This is a genomic window from Megamonas funiformis, assembly GCF_010669225.1.
Lineage (GTDB): Bacteria > Bacillota > Negativicutes > Selenomonadales > Selenomonadaceae > Megamonas > Megamonas funiformis.
In genome coordinates, this window is sequence record NZ_CP048627.1 from 1,839,797 (window position 1) to 1,854,644 (window position 14,848).

Annotated in this window: 18 protein-coding genes; 17 read left to right on the forward strand and 1 reads right to left on the reverse strand. The window is 33.1% G+C overall.

Annotated features, from left to right (window positions below):
• The first annotated feature begins 23 nt into the window (after window positions 1-23).
• From GXM21_RS09310 to pyrR, 6 genes are read left to right on the forward strand one after another with little or no spacing between them, the layout of a single operon-like run.
• Window positions 24-713: a YggS family pyridoxal phosphate-dependent enzyme gene (locus tag GXM21_RS09310; RefSeq protein WP_008537215.1), complete on the forward strand. Its 690-nt coding sequence runs from the start codon at window positions 24-26 to the stop codon at window positions 711-713.
• A gap of 15 nt (window positions 714-728) precedes the next feature.
• Complete coding sequence (locus GXM21_RS09315) at window positions 729-1,172, forward strand: cell division protein SepF (RefSeq protein WP_008537214.1); 444 nt, start codon at window positions 729-731, stop codon at window positions 1,170-1,172.
• 24 nt (window positions 1,173-1,196) lie between these two features.
• A complete protein-coding gene (locus tag GXM21_RS09320; protein WP_008537213.1) occupies window positions 1,197-1,982 on the forward strand; it encodes a YlmH family RNA-binding protein in 786 nt (261 codons plus the stop codon).
• A 17-nt stretch (window positions 1,983-1,999) separates the two neighbouring features.
• The gene (gene lspA, locus GXM21_RS09325; RefSeq protein ID WP_008537211.1) at window positions 2,000-2,452 is read left to right on the forward strand and encodes a signal peptidase II; all 453 of its coding nucleotides are present in this window, start codon (window positions 2,000-2,002) and stop codon (window positions 2,450-2,452) included.
• Window positions 2,449-3,363 carry an RluA family pseudouridine synthase gene (locus GXM21_RS09330; RefSeq protein ID WP_008537210.1) on the forward strand — a complete coding sequence of 305 codons (915 nt, stop codon included), beginning with the start codon at window positions 2,449-2,451 and terminating at the stop codon, window positions 3,361-3,363. Before lspA ends, GXM21_RS09330 begins: the two co-directional genes overlap by 4 nt.
• A gap of 53 nt (window positions 3,364-3,416) precedes the next feature.
• Window positions 3,417-3,965 carry a bifunctional pyr operon transcriptional regulator/uracil phosphoribosyltransferase PyrR gene (pyrR, locus tag GXM21_RS09335; RefSeq protein WP_008537209.1) on the forward strand — a complete coding sequence of 183 codons (549 nt, stop codon included), beginning with the start codon at window positions 3,417-3,419 and terminating at the stop codon, window positions 3,963-3,965.
• A 50-nt stretch (window positions 3,966-4,015) separates the two neighbouring features.
• On the opposite strand, the gene sigH is transcribed toward pyrR, so the two are convergent.
• Window positions 4,016-4,735, reverse strand: a complete 720-nt coding sequence (sigH, locus tag GXM21_RS09340; RefSeq protein WP_008537208.1) for an RNA polymerase sporulation sigma factor SigH — start codon at window positions 4,733-4,735, stop codon at window positions 4,016-4,018.
• 330 nt (window positions 4,736-5,065) lie between these two features.
• Between sigH and GXM21_RS09345 the strand changes: the two genes are divergently transcribed.
• From GXM21_RS09345 to ruvB, 11 genes are all read left to right on the forward strand, one after another.
• Window positions 5,066-5,632, forward strand: coding sequence for a Maf family protein (locus GXM21_RS09345; protein ID WP_008537207.1), 567 nt, complete (start codon window positions 5,066-5,068; stop codon window positions 5,630-5,632).
• Window positions 5,629-6,318, forward strand: coding sequence for a RadC family protein (gene radC, locus GXM21_RS09350; protein WP_008537206.1), 690 nt, complete (start codon window positions 5,629-5,631; stop codon window positions 6,316-6,318). The genes GXM21_RS09345 and radC overlap by 4 nt, the downstream gene beginning before the upstream one ends.
• A 41-nt stretch (window positions 6,319-6,359) precedes the next feature.
• A complete protein-coding gene (locus tag GXM21_RS09355; RefSeq protein ID WP_008537205.1) occupies window positions 6,360-7,403 on the forward strand; it encodes a rod shape-determining protein in 1,044 nt (347 codons plus the stop codon).
• Window positions 7,403-8,320: a rod shape-determining protein MreC gene (gene mreC, locus GXM21_RS09360; protein WP_008537204.1), complete on the forward strand. Its 918-nt coding sequence runs from the start codon at window positions 7,403-7,405 to the stop codon at window positions 8,318-8,320. The genes GXM21_RS09355 and mreC overlap by 1 nt, the downstream gene beginning before the upstream one ends.
• Window positions 8,317-8,823 (forward strand): rod shape-determining protein MreD, encoded by a 507-nt coding sequence (gene mreD, locus GXM21_RS09365; protein WP_008537203.1) that lies wholly within the window; start codon window positions 8,317-8,319, stop codon window positions 8,821-8,823. Before mreC ends, mreD begins: the two co-directional genes overlap by 4 nt.
• A gap of 185 nt (window positions 8,824-9,008) precedes the next feature.
• Window positions 9,009-10,808, forward strand: a complete 1,800-nt coding sequence (mrdA, locus tag GXM21_RS09370) for a penicillin-binding protein 2 (RefSeq protein WP_008537202.1) — start codon at window positions 9,009-9,011, stop codon at window positions 10,806-10,808.
• A 23-nt stretch (window positions 10,809-10,831) separates the two neighbouring features.
• Window positions 10,832-11,455, forward strand: a complete 624-nt coding sequence (locus tag GXM21_RS09375; protein WP_008537201.1) for a septum site-determining protein MinC — start codon at window positions 10,832-10,834, stop codon at window positions 11,453-11,455.
• An 84-nt stretch (window positions 11,456-11,539) separates the two neighbouring features.
• Window positions 11,540-12,343, forward strand: coding sequence for a septum site-determining protein MinD (gene minD, locus GXM21_RS09380; protein ID WP_008537200.1), 804 nt, complete (start codon window positions 11,540-11,542; stop codon window positions 12,341-12,343).
• Between the two features lie 19 nt (window positions 12,344-12,362).
• On the forward strand, window positions 12,363-12,635 hold the full coding sequence (gene minE / locus GXM21_RS09385) for a cell division topological specificity factor MinE (protein ID WP_008537198.1): 273 nt from the start codon (window positions 12,363-12,365) through the stop codon (window positions 12,633-12,635).
• Between the two features lie 178 nt (window positions 12,636-12,813).
• Window positions 12,814-13,800 (forward strand): lysylphosphatidylglycerol synthase transmembrane domain-containing protein, encoded by a 987-nt coding sequence (locus tag GXM21_RS09390; RefSeq protein WP_008537197.1) that lies wholly within the window; start codon window positions 12,814-12,816, stop codon window positions 13,798-13,800.
• A 38-nt stretch (window positions 13,801-13,838) separates the two neighbouring features.
• On the forward strand, window positions 13,839-14,843 hold the full coding sequence (gene ruvB / locus GXM21_RS09395; RefSeq protein WP_008537196.1) for a Holliday junction branch migration DNA helicase RuvB: 1,005 nt from the start codon (window positions 13,839-13,841) through the stop codon (window positions 14,841-14,843).
• Window positions 14,844-14,848 lie beyond the last annotated feature (5 nt).

Consider the following 14,848-nt stretch of genomic DNA (forward strand, 5'->3'; position numbering starts at 1 on the left):
AGATTTTCAGGGGATGAATTTCTATGATTAAAGAAAATTTAAAAACTGTTCAAGAACATATTAAAGAAAGTATAACAAAAAGACATAATGCTGCTAGTGAAGATGTTTTATTAGTAGCAGTAACTAAAAATCATGATGTAGCTTCTATGCAAGAAGCTATTGATGCTGGTGCTAATGTAATCGGTGAAAATCGAGTACAAGAAGCCTTGCAAAAACATGAAACTTTAAATCGTGATGTAACATGGCATTTAATTGGTCATTTACAAACTAATAAAGCTAAATATGCTGTAAAACTATTTGATATGATTGAATCAGTAGATAGTATCAAATTAGCTGAAGCTCTAAATAAAGAAGCACAAAAAATCGACAAAGTTCAACAAGTATTAGTACAAGTTAATTTAGTCAAAGAAGCTTCAAAAACTGGGGTTTATTTAGAGGAATTAGACGAGCTTTTAGCGAAAATTGATATATTAAGCAATTTAAAACTTATGGGGCTAATGTTTATTGCACCAAAAGTAGATAATTTAGAAGATGTTCGTCCTATGTTTGCTCAAATGTTTAAACTCTTTAAACAAGTCCAAGCTAAAACATTTGCTACATCAGAAATAAAATATCTATCTATGGGCATGACACATGATTACCAAATAGCTATTGAAGAAGGTGCTAATGTCGTTCGTGTTGGCACAGGTATCTTCGGCCCACGTCAATATTAAGGAGAAATATATATTATGAAAATTGTCGACAAAATCCGCAATAAGATGGGACAAAATCCTGAATCTGAAGAGTATATTGAAGAAGTAGATAACACTGATGATAGTGATTTACAAGCAACAACTTATCAAAATCCTGATAATGTTGTAGATTTTAAAAATAAAGCTAAAAACAACCAATTAAAAGTAATGGTAATTGAACCAGTTTCATTTGACGATGCTCAGCAAGTAGCTGACCATATTCGCAACCACAAACCAGTTGTAGTAAACTTTGAAAACACTAGTAGCGATATTGCTAAACGCATTATTGATTTTATCAGTGGTACTACTTACGCTTTATCCGGCGATATCAAAAAAGTTGGTAAAAATGTATTTATGTGTGCCCCAAATAATGTTAGTGTTAACTTTACTGAAGAATTGAAAAAACCATCTTCTTCAACAACTATGCCTTGGGAAGAATAAACAAAAAGGATTGATTTTTTTATAATGGCAGACCGTGAAAAGATTATTCGCTTTTATAAAGGAACTGAAGGCGAAGAAATTGTTATAAAATTAATAGACGCAGTAGAAGCTGTAAACAAAACAAGAAAATTCCGTGCTACAGATTTTCTTGACCCTTATGGCTGTGAAATAGCTGAAACTGTAGTCGCTCACTATGATGGTATATCTGTTGATTTCTTTGGCGGATATATCGGTGCAGAAAGACAATGTGCTAACTTTGTACATGAAGATTTTATGGGAAAACCTTCTTATAATATCTCTGTTGTCAAAGCTACATGGAACGATAAATTCTATCGTCTTTCTCATCGTGATGTTTTAGGTGCTCTCATGGGACTTGGCATCAAACGTGAGCAAATTGGTGATTTATTAATAACTTTAGGTATGGTAAAAATTATTTGCACTACTAAAATGGCTGATTTCATCTTACAAAATTTAACACAAATCGGTTCAGCTAAAGTTAGTTGTGAATTAGATAACCTTGAAACTATCGCTCCTCGTGAAGAACGTTGCAAAGAAATAACTTCCACTGTGGCCTCTTTACGTATTGATTCTATCGCAGCTTCTGGATTTGGAGCTTCTCGCAGTAAAATGTCTTCTATGATTGATGCGGAAAAACTCAAATTAAATTGGCAAACTGTGAAAAGTGCCTCCCAAATGGTAAAACAAGGTGATATCATTTCCATTCGCGGACGTGGTCGCCTAGAAGTAGCTGAAGTTCGTGGAACTACAAAAAAAGGACGTACTGTTGTTTTATTAAAACGTTATCTTTAAAAATGGGAGACTTATTTGTGTTTTTTTTATCCTCTTTTGTTATTTTAATCATCGTCTTAGACCAATTAATTAAATATTTAGTTGTAAACAATATGTTTTTAGGTGAGTCCATTCCTGTTATTCCTCATTTATTGCATCTCACTTATATTTTAAATTCAGGTGCAGCCTTTGGTATTTTAGAAAATCAGCGTTTCTTTTTTATCCTTATCGCTGTAATTTTGATATTCGCTATCGTTTATTTTTATTCTAAAATCATAAAACTAAATAAATTATTTCAGTTAGGTATAGCTATGCTTTTCAGTGGTGCTATCGGCAATATGATTGACCGCATATTCATCGGCAAAGTAATCGATTATATCGATTTTCGCATTTGGCCTATTTTCAATCTTGCTGATATTGCTATTGTTTGTGGCTGTATCATCATCATTTACGAACTATTATTTATTACAGATAAAGGAACAAACTCATGATAAAAACATATACAATCTCTGATGAAATAGGCACTAGATTAGACGTTTTTCTTGCCGGTCAAGAAGATAATCCATCTCGTGCTAGTATTCAAAAAATGATTACTGATGGTGCTATAACTGTCAACAATGAAGTAAAACGTGCTAATTATAAATTAAAAGCTAATGACCAAATCACTATGGTGTTTGAACCACCTACAGAAATAGAAGTAAAACCAGAAAACATTCCACTTGATATTCTCTATGAAGATAACGATATTATCGTCATCAATAAAGCTCGTGGTATGGTAGTTCATCCTGCCGCTGGAGTTTATAGTGGAACTTTAGTAAATGCTTTACTTTATCATTGTCATGATGAATTATCCGGTATCAATGGCAAAATTCGCCCTGGTATTGTTCATCGCCTAGATAAAGATACTTCCGGCGTCATGGTCGTTGCCAAAAATGATTTTGCTCATAATGACTTAGCCTTACAGATAGGCAGTAAAACAGCTATTAAAGAATATGTAGCTTTAGTTCATGGTAATATCACAGAAGAAAAAGGTATTATCAATGGTAATATCGGTCGCCACCCTATTGACCGTAAAAAAATGGCAGTTGTAACAAATGGTGGAAAACCAGCAACTACTGTTTTTCATGTACTAGAACGCTATAAAAATTGTACTTTCATACAATGTCGATTATTGACAGGTAGAACACATCAAATTCGTGTTCACATGGCATATATCGGACACCCACTTATCGGTGACTCTAAATATTGCAATAGTAAAAATAAATTCAATATCGAAGGACAAGCACTTCATTCTTTAAATTTAAAAATCATTCACCCACGCACAAAAGAAGAAATGACTTTTACTGCACCAATTCCTGAAGATATGGAAAACTTATTAAAATATTTTCGTCAAACCATTTAAACTTTTATCTAAATCATCAATATCATGAAGTTTATTTAAGGATGTGATTAATAATGGCTAAACTAATTGAAAAAACTGTTGTCATGGACGGTAAAGCCATCGAACGTGCTTTGACTCGTATAGCACATGAAATAATCGAAAAAAATAAAGGCACTAAAGATGTCATCATCGTTGGCATTAGAAAACGTGGTGTGCCTTTAGCTGAAAGATTATCTTCTATTATCGAAAATATCGAAGGTGTTCATATTCCTATCGGTGTTTTAGATATCACTTTATATCGTGATGACTTAGCTCATATGTCTTATCAGCCACTAATTCAAGAAACTCATATTGATGAAGATATCACTAATAAAACTCTTGTTTTAGTAGATGATGTTTTATACACAGGTAGAACTATCCGTGCTGCCTTAGATGCTCTAATTGATTTAGGCAGACCTAAAAAAATTCAATTAGCTGTTTTAATCGACAGAGGACATCGTGAATTACCTATTCGCGCTGACTATGTAGGTAAAAATGTTCCTACTGCTACAAAAGAAGCTATTGCAGTAAAATTAACTGATACTGACGATTGCGATAAAGTTTTCATTGGCGAATACATTTAAAAAAAGCTGTAATTTTTAAGCATAAAAACTTAAAAATTACAGCTTTTTAATTAATACATATCTCTTAAATATTTACCTACAGAACCAAAATCACTCATACTACCTTTTATGTCTATGTTACCATGACCGTCTACATATTTTTCTAGTTTTCTCTTTACTCTTTGTAGCGCATTATCAATTGATTTTACATGTCTATGTAATTCTACAGCAATTTCTTGATAAGATTTACCATCAAGATATGCAATTAAGACTTTCCATTCTAAATCACTTAATAATTTTTCCATCTTATCTTCAATATCTAAGAATTCTTCACGATGAATCATCATCTCTTCAGGGTCAATAACAACAGAGCCAGAAATTATATCTAGCAAGGTACGGTCTGATTCTTCATCATAAATTGGTTTATTTAGCGATACATATGAATTTAATGGTATATGTTTTTGTCTTGTAGCTGTCTTTACTGCCGTTATAATTTGTCGTGTAATACACATTTCGGCAAATGCTCTAAATGAAGATAATTTATCACTGCGAAAATCTCGGACGCCTTTATATAGTCCTATCATTCCTTCTTGAATGATATCTTCTCTATCAGCACCAATTAAAAAATACGCTCTTGCCTTTACTCTAACTAAATTGCGATATTTTTTTATGATATAATCTAGTGCGACATCATCATGCTTTTCTTTTATCTGCATTACAATTTCTTCATCAGTCATTTTATCTAGACATTTAATTTTTTCTTCTAATTCTTTACTATTATTTATCTCCATCGCACTATCTCCTCTGTGAAAATAACAACGATTTCCAAAATTTGCAAGTTATATCCAGAATTATACCATTGAGGTTGTGTTTCAGTCAAGCCAATATTATAGATAATCAGAATATTTATACAGTTTGATTTTAATATTATGCAAAATTAAAATTTAGTAAAATTAGATGAAAAGCTTTATGTTCTCTGCTATAATGAACTTAACCATTCATAATATGCTATTTTTTATTTTTATATAAATCCTAATACAATAGTTATCTTATATCGTATGATTAGTATTCATATGTAAAAGCATATTAATAAACAAAATTACTTATAGAAGGGATTTTTTATGTTAGTCTTAGCTTCATCTTCACCGCGTCGTAAAGAGTTATTATCACAAATCGGTTGCAAATTCGTTTGTCGTCCTAGCAGTTGTGAAGAACTCACTTTTCGCGATGAACCCAATCCACAAAAATTAGTCATGCAAAATGCTATTTTAAAAGCAAAAGCCAGCGTTGATAACCATCATAAAGATGAAATAATTTTAGGTTCCGACACTGTAGTTGCCTTAGACAACAAAATTTATGGTAAACCTAAAGATGATAATGATGCTTTTTGTATGCTCAAAAATCTTTCAGGAAAAACACATCAAGTTTGCACTGGTATTGCATTGATAAAAAATGGAAAAATATTTTCTGATGTTTGTACTACTGATGTTACCATGAAAAATTTATCTGATGAGGAAATTTTAAATTATATTAAAACAAAAGAACCACAAGATAAAGCAGGAGCTTATGCTATTCAAGGATTAGCTTCTATTTTTATTGAAAAAATCAATGGCTGTTATTTCAATGTAGTAGGTTTGCCTTTAAATTGTTTATATAATTTATGTAAAAAAGCTGATGTTGATTTATGAGCACAAGTATCAAAGATTTACCTGATGAAGAACGACCCCGCGAAAAACTTTTAACTCTTGGAGCTAAAGCTTTAAGCAATGTTGAATTATTAGCTATATTATTACATTCTGGTACACGAAAAAAATCTGTATTTGAATTATCTCAAGAAATTCTAGCTAAATACAAAGAAGATGGCTTGGCTTCTCTTGTGAATTCTTCACCAAAAGAATTGATTTCCATAAAAGGTTTAGGGCTTGCTAAAGTTACTACGCTGTTAGCTGCTATTGAATTAGGTTTGCGTCTAGCTAAAAAACCTTCTGCACAAAAATTGGCGATAAAAAGACCTTTAGATGTAGTAAATTATGTAATGCCTAGACTTCGCTATGAGAAAAAAGAACACTTTGCCATTTTACTTTTAGATACTAAAAATCAAATCATTGCTTTTCCAGATATTTCTATAGGAAGCTTAAATGCTTCTATAGTTCACCCTCGTGAAGTTTTTCGCTGTGCTATCAATCATTTTGCTTCATCTATGATACTTGTACACAATCACCCTAGTGGCGATCCTAGCCCAAGTATGGAAGATATTCATATAACAAAAAAGCTAATAGCAGGCAGTAAAATACTTGATATAGAAATTTTAGATCATATTATTGTTGGAGATAATAAATTTACTAGCTTAAAACAACAAGGTATGATAAAATAAGTAGTCAGATTGTTATAAAATTGAAGGGAGAATGTTTTAACATGAAGTGGAATTTATTTGGTGGTTTTTCCCAAGATATCGGTATCGATTTAGGAACAGCCAATACCCTTGTGCATTTAAAAGGAAAAGGTATTGTGCTTAGAGAACCATCTGTTGTTGCTATTAGAAAGGATACAGGAGCAGTTCTTGCTGTTGGTTCTGATGCCAAAGGCATGATTGGTCGTACTCCAGGCAATATCGTAGCTATTCGCCCAATGAAAGATGGCGTAATTGCTGATTTTGAAGTTACTCAAGCAATGTTAAAATACTTTATCAATAAAGCTAGAAATGGTTCTTCCTTTAGCAAACCACGTGTTGTTGTAGGTGTACCATCTGGTGTAACTGAAGTAGAAAAACGTGCTGTTATAGATGCTGCTATTCAAGCAGGTGCTAGAGAAGCATATTTAATTGAAGAACCTATGGCTGCTGCTATTGGTGCTGGTCTACCTGTTGAAGAAGCTACTGGAAGTATGGTAGTTGATATCGGTGGTGGTACTACAGAAATCGCTGTTATATCTCTTGGTGGTATTGTTACAAGCTGTTCTCTTCGTGTTGCTGGTGACGCTTTAGACACTGCTATCATTCAATATATAAAACGTAAATACAGCCTCATGATTGGTGAACGTACTGCTGAAGAAATCAAAATGTCTATCGGTAATGCTATGGTTAGTGATGACATGGAAAAAGATTTTGAAATCCGTGGTCGTGACCTCGTTAGTGGCTTGCCAAAAACATTAAAAATTCATGCTGAAGAAATCACTGAAGCTTTGAAAGAACCAGTTAAGAAAATTGTTGATGTTGTAAAAGTAACACTTGAAAGAACACCACCTGAACTTGCTGCTGATATCTTAGACCGTGGTATCATGCTAACTGGTGGCGGTGCTTTATTACACAATTTAGATAAATTACTTTCTCAAGAAACAGGTATGCCTGTAATCATTGCTGAAGACCCATTATCTTGTGTTGGTGAAGGTACTGGTAAATCTTTAGAAAATATCAATCTCTTAAACAATGTAATTATTAGTGATAAGAAGTTGAATAAATAATGAAATCACCCTCTAAACGTTCATTAATCGTCTTATTTATCATTATAAGCATAATTTGTATTCTCTTTTTTGCTGCTATTGGTAGATTTAATGCACCACTTGCTAATTCTATTGTTGTAAATGTTTTAGCACCATTTCAATCTGTTACTAGCGCAGTTTCAAGTAAATGTAATGATTTCCGTAACTATGTTTATGATGTATTTTATGTTTACGACCAAAATAGAGAATTAAAAGCTCAAAACGATGATTTAAAACTCAAGGTTGCTCGTACAGCTGAGCTTGAAGCAGAAAATGCTAATCTGCGTCAATTATTAAATTATAAAAAAGCTAATTTGCAATTTGATTTATTACCTGCCAACGTTATTGGTCGTGATAGTGCTACTTGGAGCAGTCATATCATTATCAATCGTGGTACAGATGATGGTGTACAAAAAAATATGACTGTCATTACTCCTGATGGTCTTGTAGGTAATATTCATGAAGCTTATGCTTCTTATTCTGAAGTTGAACTTATCACTGACCCTCGCTCTGCTGTTGGTTCTATTGTTCAACGTGCTGATTCTCGAGTAGCTGGTATAGTCAAGGGTTCTGCTGATTCCAATTCAGCAATCAATATGACTAATATCCCTCAAAATGCTAATATCGTAGAAGGCGATACTATCATCACTTCTGGTTTTGGTGGTATCTATCCAAAAGGAATTCCTATCGGCTCTGTAGCTGCTATAAAAAATGATTCTGGTGGATTATTACAATATGCAACTTTATATCCTTGTGTAGATTTTCAAAAACTTGAAAATGTTGCTGTTATCATTAACCATCGTGAAGTAGCTCAACCTGCTGCAACTCCAGCTCCTACAGCACCAGCTCAAGCAAATGCTCAAACTCCAGCTCAACCTACTACAGGTGATACAAAATGAAAACAGTAATACCATGTTTTTTATTAATATTCATTGCCTATATTCTACAATCATCTGTTTTTAACATTATTGCTTATGATGGAATTTCTGTAGATTTAATCTTATTATTAGTTATTTTCTTTAGCATTATTTATGATAAATATGCTATTTTATATGGATTTTGTGCAGGATTATTTCAAGATTTAGCTTCTGGTACATTCCTTGGTATCCATACTTTAAGTCTTGTTATCATCTGTATCTTAATCCATAAGATATCTCAACTAATCTACAAAGAAAATATATTTTTACCTATTGTAGCTAGTGTATTTTCTACTTTTTTAAATTATTTTATCATTGCTTTATTCATCTTTTTATTAGGTTATAGTTATAATATCTGGCTTGTCATAAACAATATGATTATCGCTCTTATCTATAATCTAGTATTTGCTTATCCTGTATATTTTATCGTTGTTAAAATCGACGCTAAACTTCAATATTGGATAAAAAGATCTGAACAATTCTAACCTTAGGTTAGAAATTAATTTTAGAGTGATGAATAGCTCACAATCATAAATAATTTATAAAAAATCTAAAAGAGTATGATATAATTATATTAACTTTTAGGTAAGCATATTTTTATATCTATACGATATTAAATGACTTTAAGACACCTAAGGGTGTCTTAATTTATTATAGGAGTAAATTAAAGTTGAAATTTCTTGATAAACGTTTAAAAATTTTAGCTGCTATTGTAACACTTATAGTTGTTGCACTCATTAGTCGATTAGTTTATTTACAAATCTATCAAGGCGAATATTTTTCTAAATTAGCAGATGGTAACCGCATTCGTCTTGTTTCCACGTCTGCACCTCGAGGCATTATCTATGACCGCAATGGTGTACAATTAGTAAATAATCGACCTGCTTTTACTGTAGAATTATTGCCATCTTTAGAGCCTGTATCTCCTGAAGTAGTGGCTCGCTTGGCTACTTTATTAAATATCAGTGTTGATGAAATAAATGAAAAAATTTCTCATCACTCTGGTTTTGACCCTGTTACCTTAAAAATAGATGTGCCACCTGAAATAGTAACTATCATTGAAGAACAACAAGATTTATACCCAGGTGTATTTATCGATACAAAACCAGTACGTAACTATATCTATAAATATGAAGGAGCTCATGCTCTTGGTTATGTAAGTGAAATCAGCGATAGTGAACTTGAAGACAAGAAAAAAGCTGGTGATGATTCCTATAAATTAGGTGATATCATTGGTAAATTCGGTCTTGAAAAATACTATGATAAATACCTTCGTGGTATTCCTGGTGGTGAACAAGTCGAAGTTGACGTTACCGGTCGTCCTGTTCAACGTCTAGGCATGAAAAATCCTGTAAGTGGTGCAAGTCTTACTTTGACTATTGACCACAATCTTCAAGAAGCTACAGAAAAAGCCATGGACGAAGTAATGTCTGGCATCAATGCGCAGGCTGCTGCCGCTGTAGTTTTAAATCCTCAAACTGGCGAAGTATTAGCTATGGTTAGTCGTCCAACTTATGACCCAAATTTATTTGCTCTTGGTATTTCCACTAAAGACTGGAATGCTATAAATAATAATCCACATTATCCTCTTGATAATAAAGCTGTAACTGGTGAATATCCTCCTGGTTCTACTTTCAAAATCATCACAGGTACTGCTGCTTTAATGGAAAAAGTAGTAACTCCTGATGAATTAATTTTTGACTCTGGTCAGCACTGGATAATTCCAAAAACAAATGCTGATGGTGAAGCTTTAGGTTATATCAATTTTGAACAAGCCTTAGCTCATTCTGATAACGTTTATTTCTACGAAATGGGTAACCGTTTAGGCATTGATAGATTAGCAAAATGGGCTCGTATCTTTGGTATTGGTGAAAAAACAGGCATAGACTTACCATATGAAGCAGTAGGTAATGTTGCTTGCCCTGAATACAAACGTAAGGTATTTGATGAAGATTGGTATCTTGCTGAAACATTTGACGCTTCTATAGGTCAAGGGTTCACACTTGCTACACCATTACAAATGGCTTTAGTTATGAGTGAAGCTGCTAATGGTGGTAAAAAATATCGCCCATATTTAGTAAAAGATATCATAGCTCTAGATGGTACGGTAATCAAACATTTTGATCCAGTAGTTGAACGTGATTTAAATATTGATCCATCTGTTATCAGTCTTGTTCAAGAAGGTCTACATGAAGTTAGTACTGTCGGTACAGCAGCTGCCATGTTTAAAGACTTCCCTGTACCAATTGCTGGTAAAACAGGTACTGCCGAAAACTCTCATGGTCGTGATCATGGTTGGTTTGTAGCCTACGGTCCATTTGATAATCCTAATATTGCTGTAGCTGTTATCGTAGAAAATGCAGGTTATGGTGCTACTTCTGCCGTACCTATTGGATATAAAATTCTAAGTGCTGCTTTTGGTTTAGATAAGCCAAAAACTCCAGAAAATCAACCAGCTCCTGCACAATAATAATAATAAAATGAAGTGATTATATGAATGAATTAATAACGTTTAAAGGTTCTAATGATGGCTTAATTTTAGTCATAACAAAAAAAGCTAATTTCAATCAAATTAAAGAAGCATTAAGTAAAAAATTAGCTTCTTGTTCCAATTTTTTTGAAGCTAATACTACTATATTGCTCAAAGATGATAAATTCTCTCAAGAAGAGCAAAATATATTAGCTGATATCTTAAAACAATATCAATTAAATTTAAAAATTGTAACTGTTGACAAGACAGCTACAAACCAACATTGTTCAGCACAAAATCCGCCATTAATCATCAAACGCACTGTACGTGGAGGCGAAGAAATTTTTTCTAAAGGCTCTATCGTCATTGAAGGAAATGTCAATCCTGGTGCTAAAATCATAGCTGGTGGAAATATTGATATTCATGGTCATTGTCGTGGCATTGTCTATGCTGGAGCCTATGGCGATATTAATTCTTATATAATTGCTGATAAATTATCGCCACTGCAAATACGTATAGCACATTTAATTGCTAGAGCACCAGATAATAGTGAAAATATTACTGATAATAAAAAATCATCAACTCCTGAAAAAGCTATTATCTGTGATAATACCATTATCCTAGAGCCATTCAATCGAGAAAATTAATTTGCACAAAGTAAAAGTATATAATTGTAAAGAGAGGTGCTTTTCTGTTTGTCTTGTAGTGCAAAAAGGCAACAGTAATCTTATATGACCCAAACTAATACAAATTGTAAAATCATTGTTATTACTTCTGGTAAAGGTGGTGTAGGCAAAACTACTACTACAGCCAATATAGGTGCTGGTCTTGCCATGAAAGGATATAAAGTCGCACTTATTGATACAGATACAGGGCTTCGCAATCTTGACTTATTATTAGGTTTAGAAAATCGCATTATGTATGATTTAGTAGATGTAACATCTGGTAAAATTCCTTACAAAAAAGCCCTTGTTCGCCATAAAAAATATGAGACATTATTCTTATTGCCTACATCTCAGACAAAAGATAAACTCGCCGTATCTCCTGAACAAGTTGTCGCTTTATGTTCAGAAATGAGTGCAGATTTTGATTTCATCTTGATTGACTGCCCTGCTGGTATTGAACAAGGTTTCAAAACAGCTGTAGCCGCTGCTGATATCGCTTTAGTTGTTACTATGCCTGAAATCTCTGCTGTTCGTGATGCCGATAAAATTATTGGTGAATTGAACCGCGCTGATAAAGAAAATATCTTATTAATCGTCAACAGAATTCGTCCTGATATGGTAGCTAAAGGTGAAATGCTAGACCTTGATGATATCAACGATATCTTAGCTATAAAATGTATCGGTCAAATTCCAGATGATGAAATGGTCGTATCTTCTACTAACCGTGGTGAACCTGTAATTGCTAATACAAAATCTCAAGCTGGTATAGCTTATCAAAATATCACTAGACGTCTTTGTGGTGAAGATGTTCCATTTATGACTTTCCGTACTAAAGAGTCTTTCTTTGATAGATTAAAAAAATTATTTTAATTAAGGAGAGCATAATATTATGTTTGAGGTTGTAATGAAATTATTAAATAGAAATCAAAAAACATCTAAAGAAATTGCTAAAGATAGATTAAAAGTCGTATTAATTCATGACCGTGCTAATATTTCTCCTGAAGTTATGCAAGCTTTAAAAAACGATATAATTGAGGTAATTTCTCATTACATGGATATAAATAAAAATGAAATGGAAATTTCTTTGGAAAATGATGATAATTCTGTTGCATTATTAGCTAATATCCCTGTAAATCGCATTAAAAATCAAGCTAAAAGATAGATAAATTATAGGCAAGCATTTATTTTTAATAAGTGCTTGTCCTTTTATTTTTTACTCAATATTTATCATCTATTTATTAGATTAGTATTTATTGCTTTGCTTTACACTTCATCTAAAAAAATGGTACAATATAACATAATGATTATCAAATTATCCCATATTAATGAGGTTTATATTAATGAACAAATTCCATAAAAGACTTTGTGTCTTAATTTTTTTCGTATCTGTGATTTCTGCTGGAGTCATTTATTTCACAGTGGATATTAATACTTTATCTAGTTTGACACAGTTCAATCCTCTAGCAATAATCGCAGCTTTGATTTCCATTAGCTTTGGTTTATTTTTAGATGGTTTAAGACTTGTCCAGTTAGTTAATATCTCCAACGAAAAAATCTCATTTTCACAAGCATTACATGTAGTATTTGGCAATTATTTCTTAGCACTGCTAACACCTGGTTTCAGCGGTGGTGCAATTGCTCAAGTACTCTTTTTACGTCATGCTGAAATACCTGTCGGAAAAGCCACTATAATTGTCATTGTCCGCACAATTTTATCCATCATGTTTTTAATCATGTGCATGCCGTTTATCTTCATGCATGATGCAGGTATAATCCCATGGATTTCTGATGAAACTTTAATGATTATCTCTAGTTTGGCTTTTTTAGTTATTTTGATGTTGATTTGGTGTTTCAAGCATAATTACTTAGATTATCTAGTAATTAAATTTGTTCGTCGACTTTCTTACAAAAAAGCAAAAGCATTTCTTTCTTTTTATCGAGATAATAAATTAGCTATAAAACTTTTATTAGCTTCTCCTTTAAAAATGCTTAAAGTCTATATTACGTCGGGCTTAAGTTTACTTTTTATCTATGCTATCGTACCAATTTTAATGTTTAGTTTAACTGATGATTTTGATGGTGTCTTAGCCATGGGACGTATGATAATTTTAAACATCTTACTTTACTTTTCTCCAACGCCAGGAGGTTCTGGTATCGCCGAAGGTGGTTTTATATTATTGTTTAACTCTATGTTACCAGAAGGTACTGTCGGTATTGTAGCTGTTACATGGCGCTTAATCGCTGAATATATACCTTTCCTCATTGGTTTTTACTATACAATTAAAGTCTTTGGTCGAGATTTTTTAAATAAACCACTTATAAAATAATCTTTTAAAATTTTATCTATGGAGGCAAATTTTATTTAATGGAAGACTTTAATGAACGCATAGTTTCTGGTGGCGAGATGGATATTGATAATTGGCAGTATTCTCTACGCCCTAAGAAATTACAAGAATATATAGGACAAGATAAAGTCAAAGATAATTTATCTATTTTCATTCAAGCAGCTTTAAATCGCAATGAAGCTCTTGACCATGTACTTTTATACGGACCTCCTGGACTCGGTAAAACTACACTTGCCAATATTATCGCTAATGAAATGGGAGTAAACTTCCGTGTAACTTCTGGGCCAGCTATTGAGCGCTCTGGCGATTTAGCAGCACTACTTACGAACCTCACCGAAAAAGACGTATTATTTATTGATGAAATTCACCGTCTTTCTCATAGCGTAGAAGAAGTTTTATATTCCGCTATGGAAGATTTTGCCTTGGATATCATCATCGGTAAAGGGCCAAGCGCTCGCTCTATTCGTCTTGATATTGCGCCATTTACACTCATTGGAGCGACTACTAAAGCTGGTGCCTTAGCCTCTCCACTACGTGATCGCTTTGGTGTTATTTCTCGCCTAGAATATTACACACCTGAATCATTAGTTTTTATTATCAAGCGCTCCGCTGAAATCTTAAATATACCTATCGAAGATAGAGGAGCTTTGGAAATCGCACGTCGCTCTCGTGGAACACCTCGAGTAGCTAATCGCCTTTTAAAACGAGTTCGTGATTTCGCTCAAATAAAAGGCGACGGTATTATCACTGATGAAATCGCAGATACGGCTCTAGCTATGCTTGAAATTGACAAGATGGGGCTTGACCATATTGATCGCAATATTTTACTCACTATGATTAATAAATTTGGCGGTGGCCCTGTCGGTCTTGAAACATTAGCTGCAGCAGTAAGCGAAGAAACAGATACTATCGGTGATGTTTATGAGCCTTATTTACTTCAATTAGGCTTTATCAATCGCACTCCTAGAGGGCGAGTTGTTACCAAGCTTGGTTATGAACATCTTGGTTTGACAAAAACGGAATAATTTAT

Coding starts and splice junctions, on each gene's coding strand:
- GXM21_RS09310 (WP_008537215.1), top strand. CDS start 24: ATGATTAAAGAAAATTTAAAAACTGTTCAAGAACATATTAAAGAAAGT.
- GXM21_RS09315 (WP_008537214.1), top strand. CDS start 729: ATGAAAATTGTCGACAAAATCCGCAATAAGATGGGACAAAATCCTGAA.
- GXM21_RS09320 (WP_008537213.1), top strand. CDS start 1,197: ATGGCAGACCGTGAAAAGATTATTCGCTTTTATAAAGGAACTGAAGGC.
- GXM21_RS09330 (WP_008537210.1), top strand. CDS start 2,449: ATGATAAAAACATATACAATCTCTGATGAAATAGGCACTAGATTAGAC.
- pyrR (WP_008537209.1), top strand. CDS start 3,417: ATGGCTAAACTAATTGAAAAAACTGTTGTCATGGACGGTAAAGCCATC.
- sigH (WP_008537208.1), bottom strand. CDS start 4,735: ATGGAGATAAATAATAGTAAAGAATTAGAAGAAAAAATTAAATGTCTA.
- GXM21_RS09345 (WP_008537207.1), top strand. CDS start 5,066: ATGTTAGTCTTAGCTTCATCTTCACCGCGTCGTAAAGAGTTATTATCA.
- radC (WP_008537206.1), top strand. CDS start 5,629: ATGAGCACAAGTATCAAAGATTTACCTGATGAAGAACGACCCCGCGAA.
- GXM21_RS09355 (WP_008537205.1), top strand. CDS start 6,360: ATGAAGTGGAATTTATTTGGTGGTTTTTCCCAAGATATCGGTATCGAT.
- mreC (WP_008537204.1), top strand. CDS start 7,403: ATGAAATCACCCTCTAAACGTTCATTAATCGTCTTATTTATCATTATA.
- mreD (WP_008537203.1), top strand. CDS start 8,317: ATGAAAACAGTAATACCATGTTTTTTATTAATATTCATTGCCTATATT.
- GXM21_RS09375 (WP_008537201.1), top strand. CDS start 10,832: ATGAATGAATTAATAACGTTTAAAGGTTCTAATGATGGCTTAATTTTA.
- minD (WP_008537200.1), top strand. CDS start 11,540: ATGACCCAAACTAATACAAATTGTAAAATCATTGTTATTACTTCTGGT.
- minE (WP_008537198.1), top strand. CDS start 12,363: ATGTTTGAGGTTGTAATGAAATTATTAAATAGAAATCAAAAAACATCT.
- GXM21_RS09390 (WP_008537197.1), top strand. CDS start 12,814: ATGAACAAATTCCATAAAAGACTTTGTGTCTTAATTTTTTTCGTATCT.
- ruvB (WP_008537196.1), top strand. CDS start 13,839: ATGGAAGACTTTAATGAACGCATAGTTTCTGGTGGCGAGATGGATATT.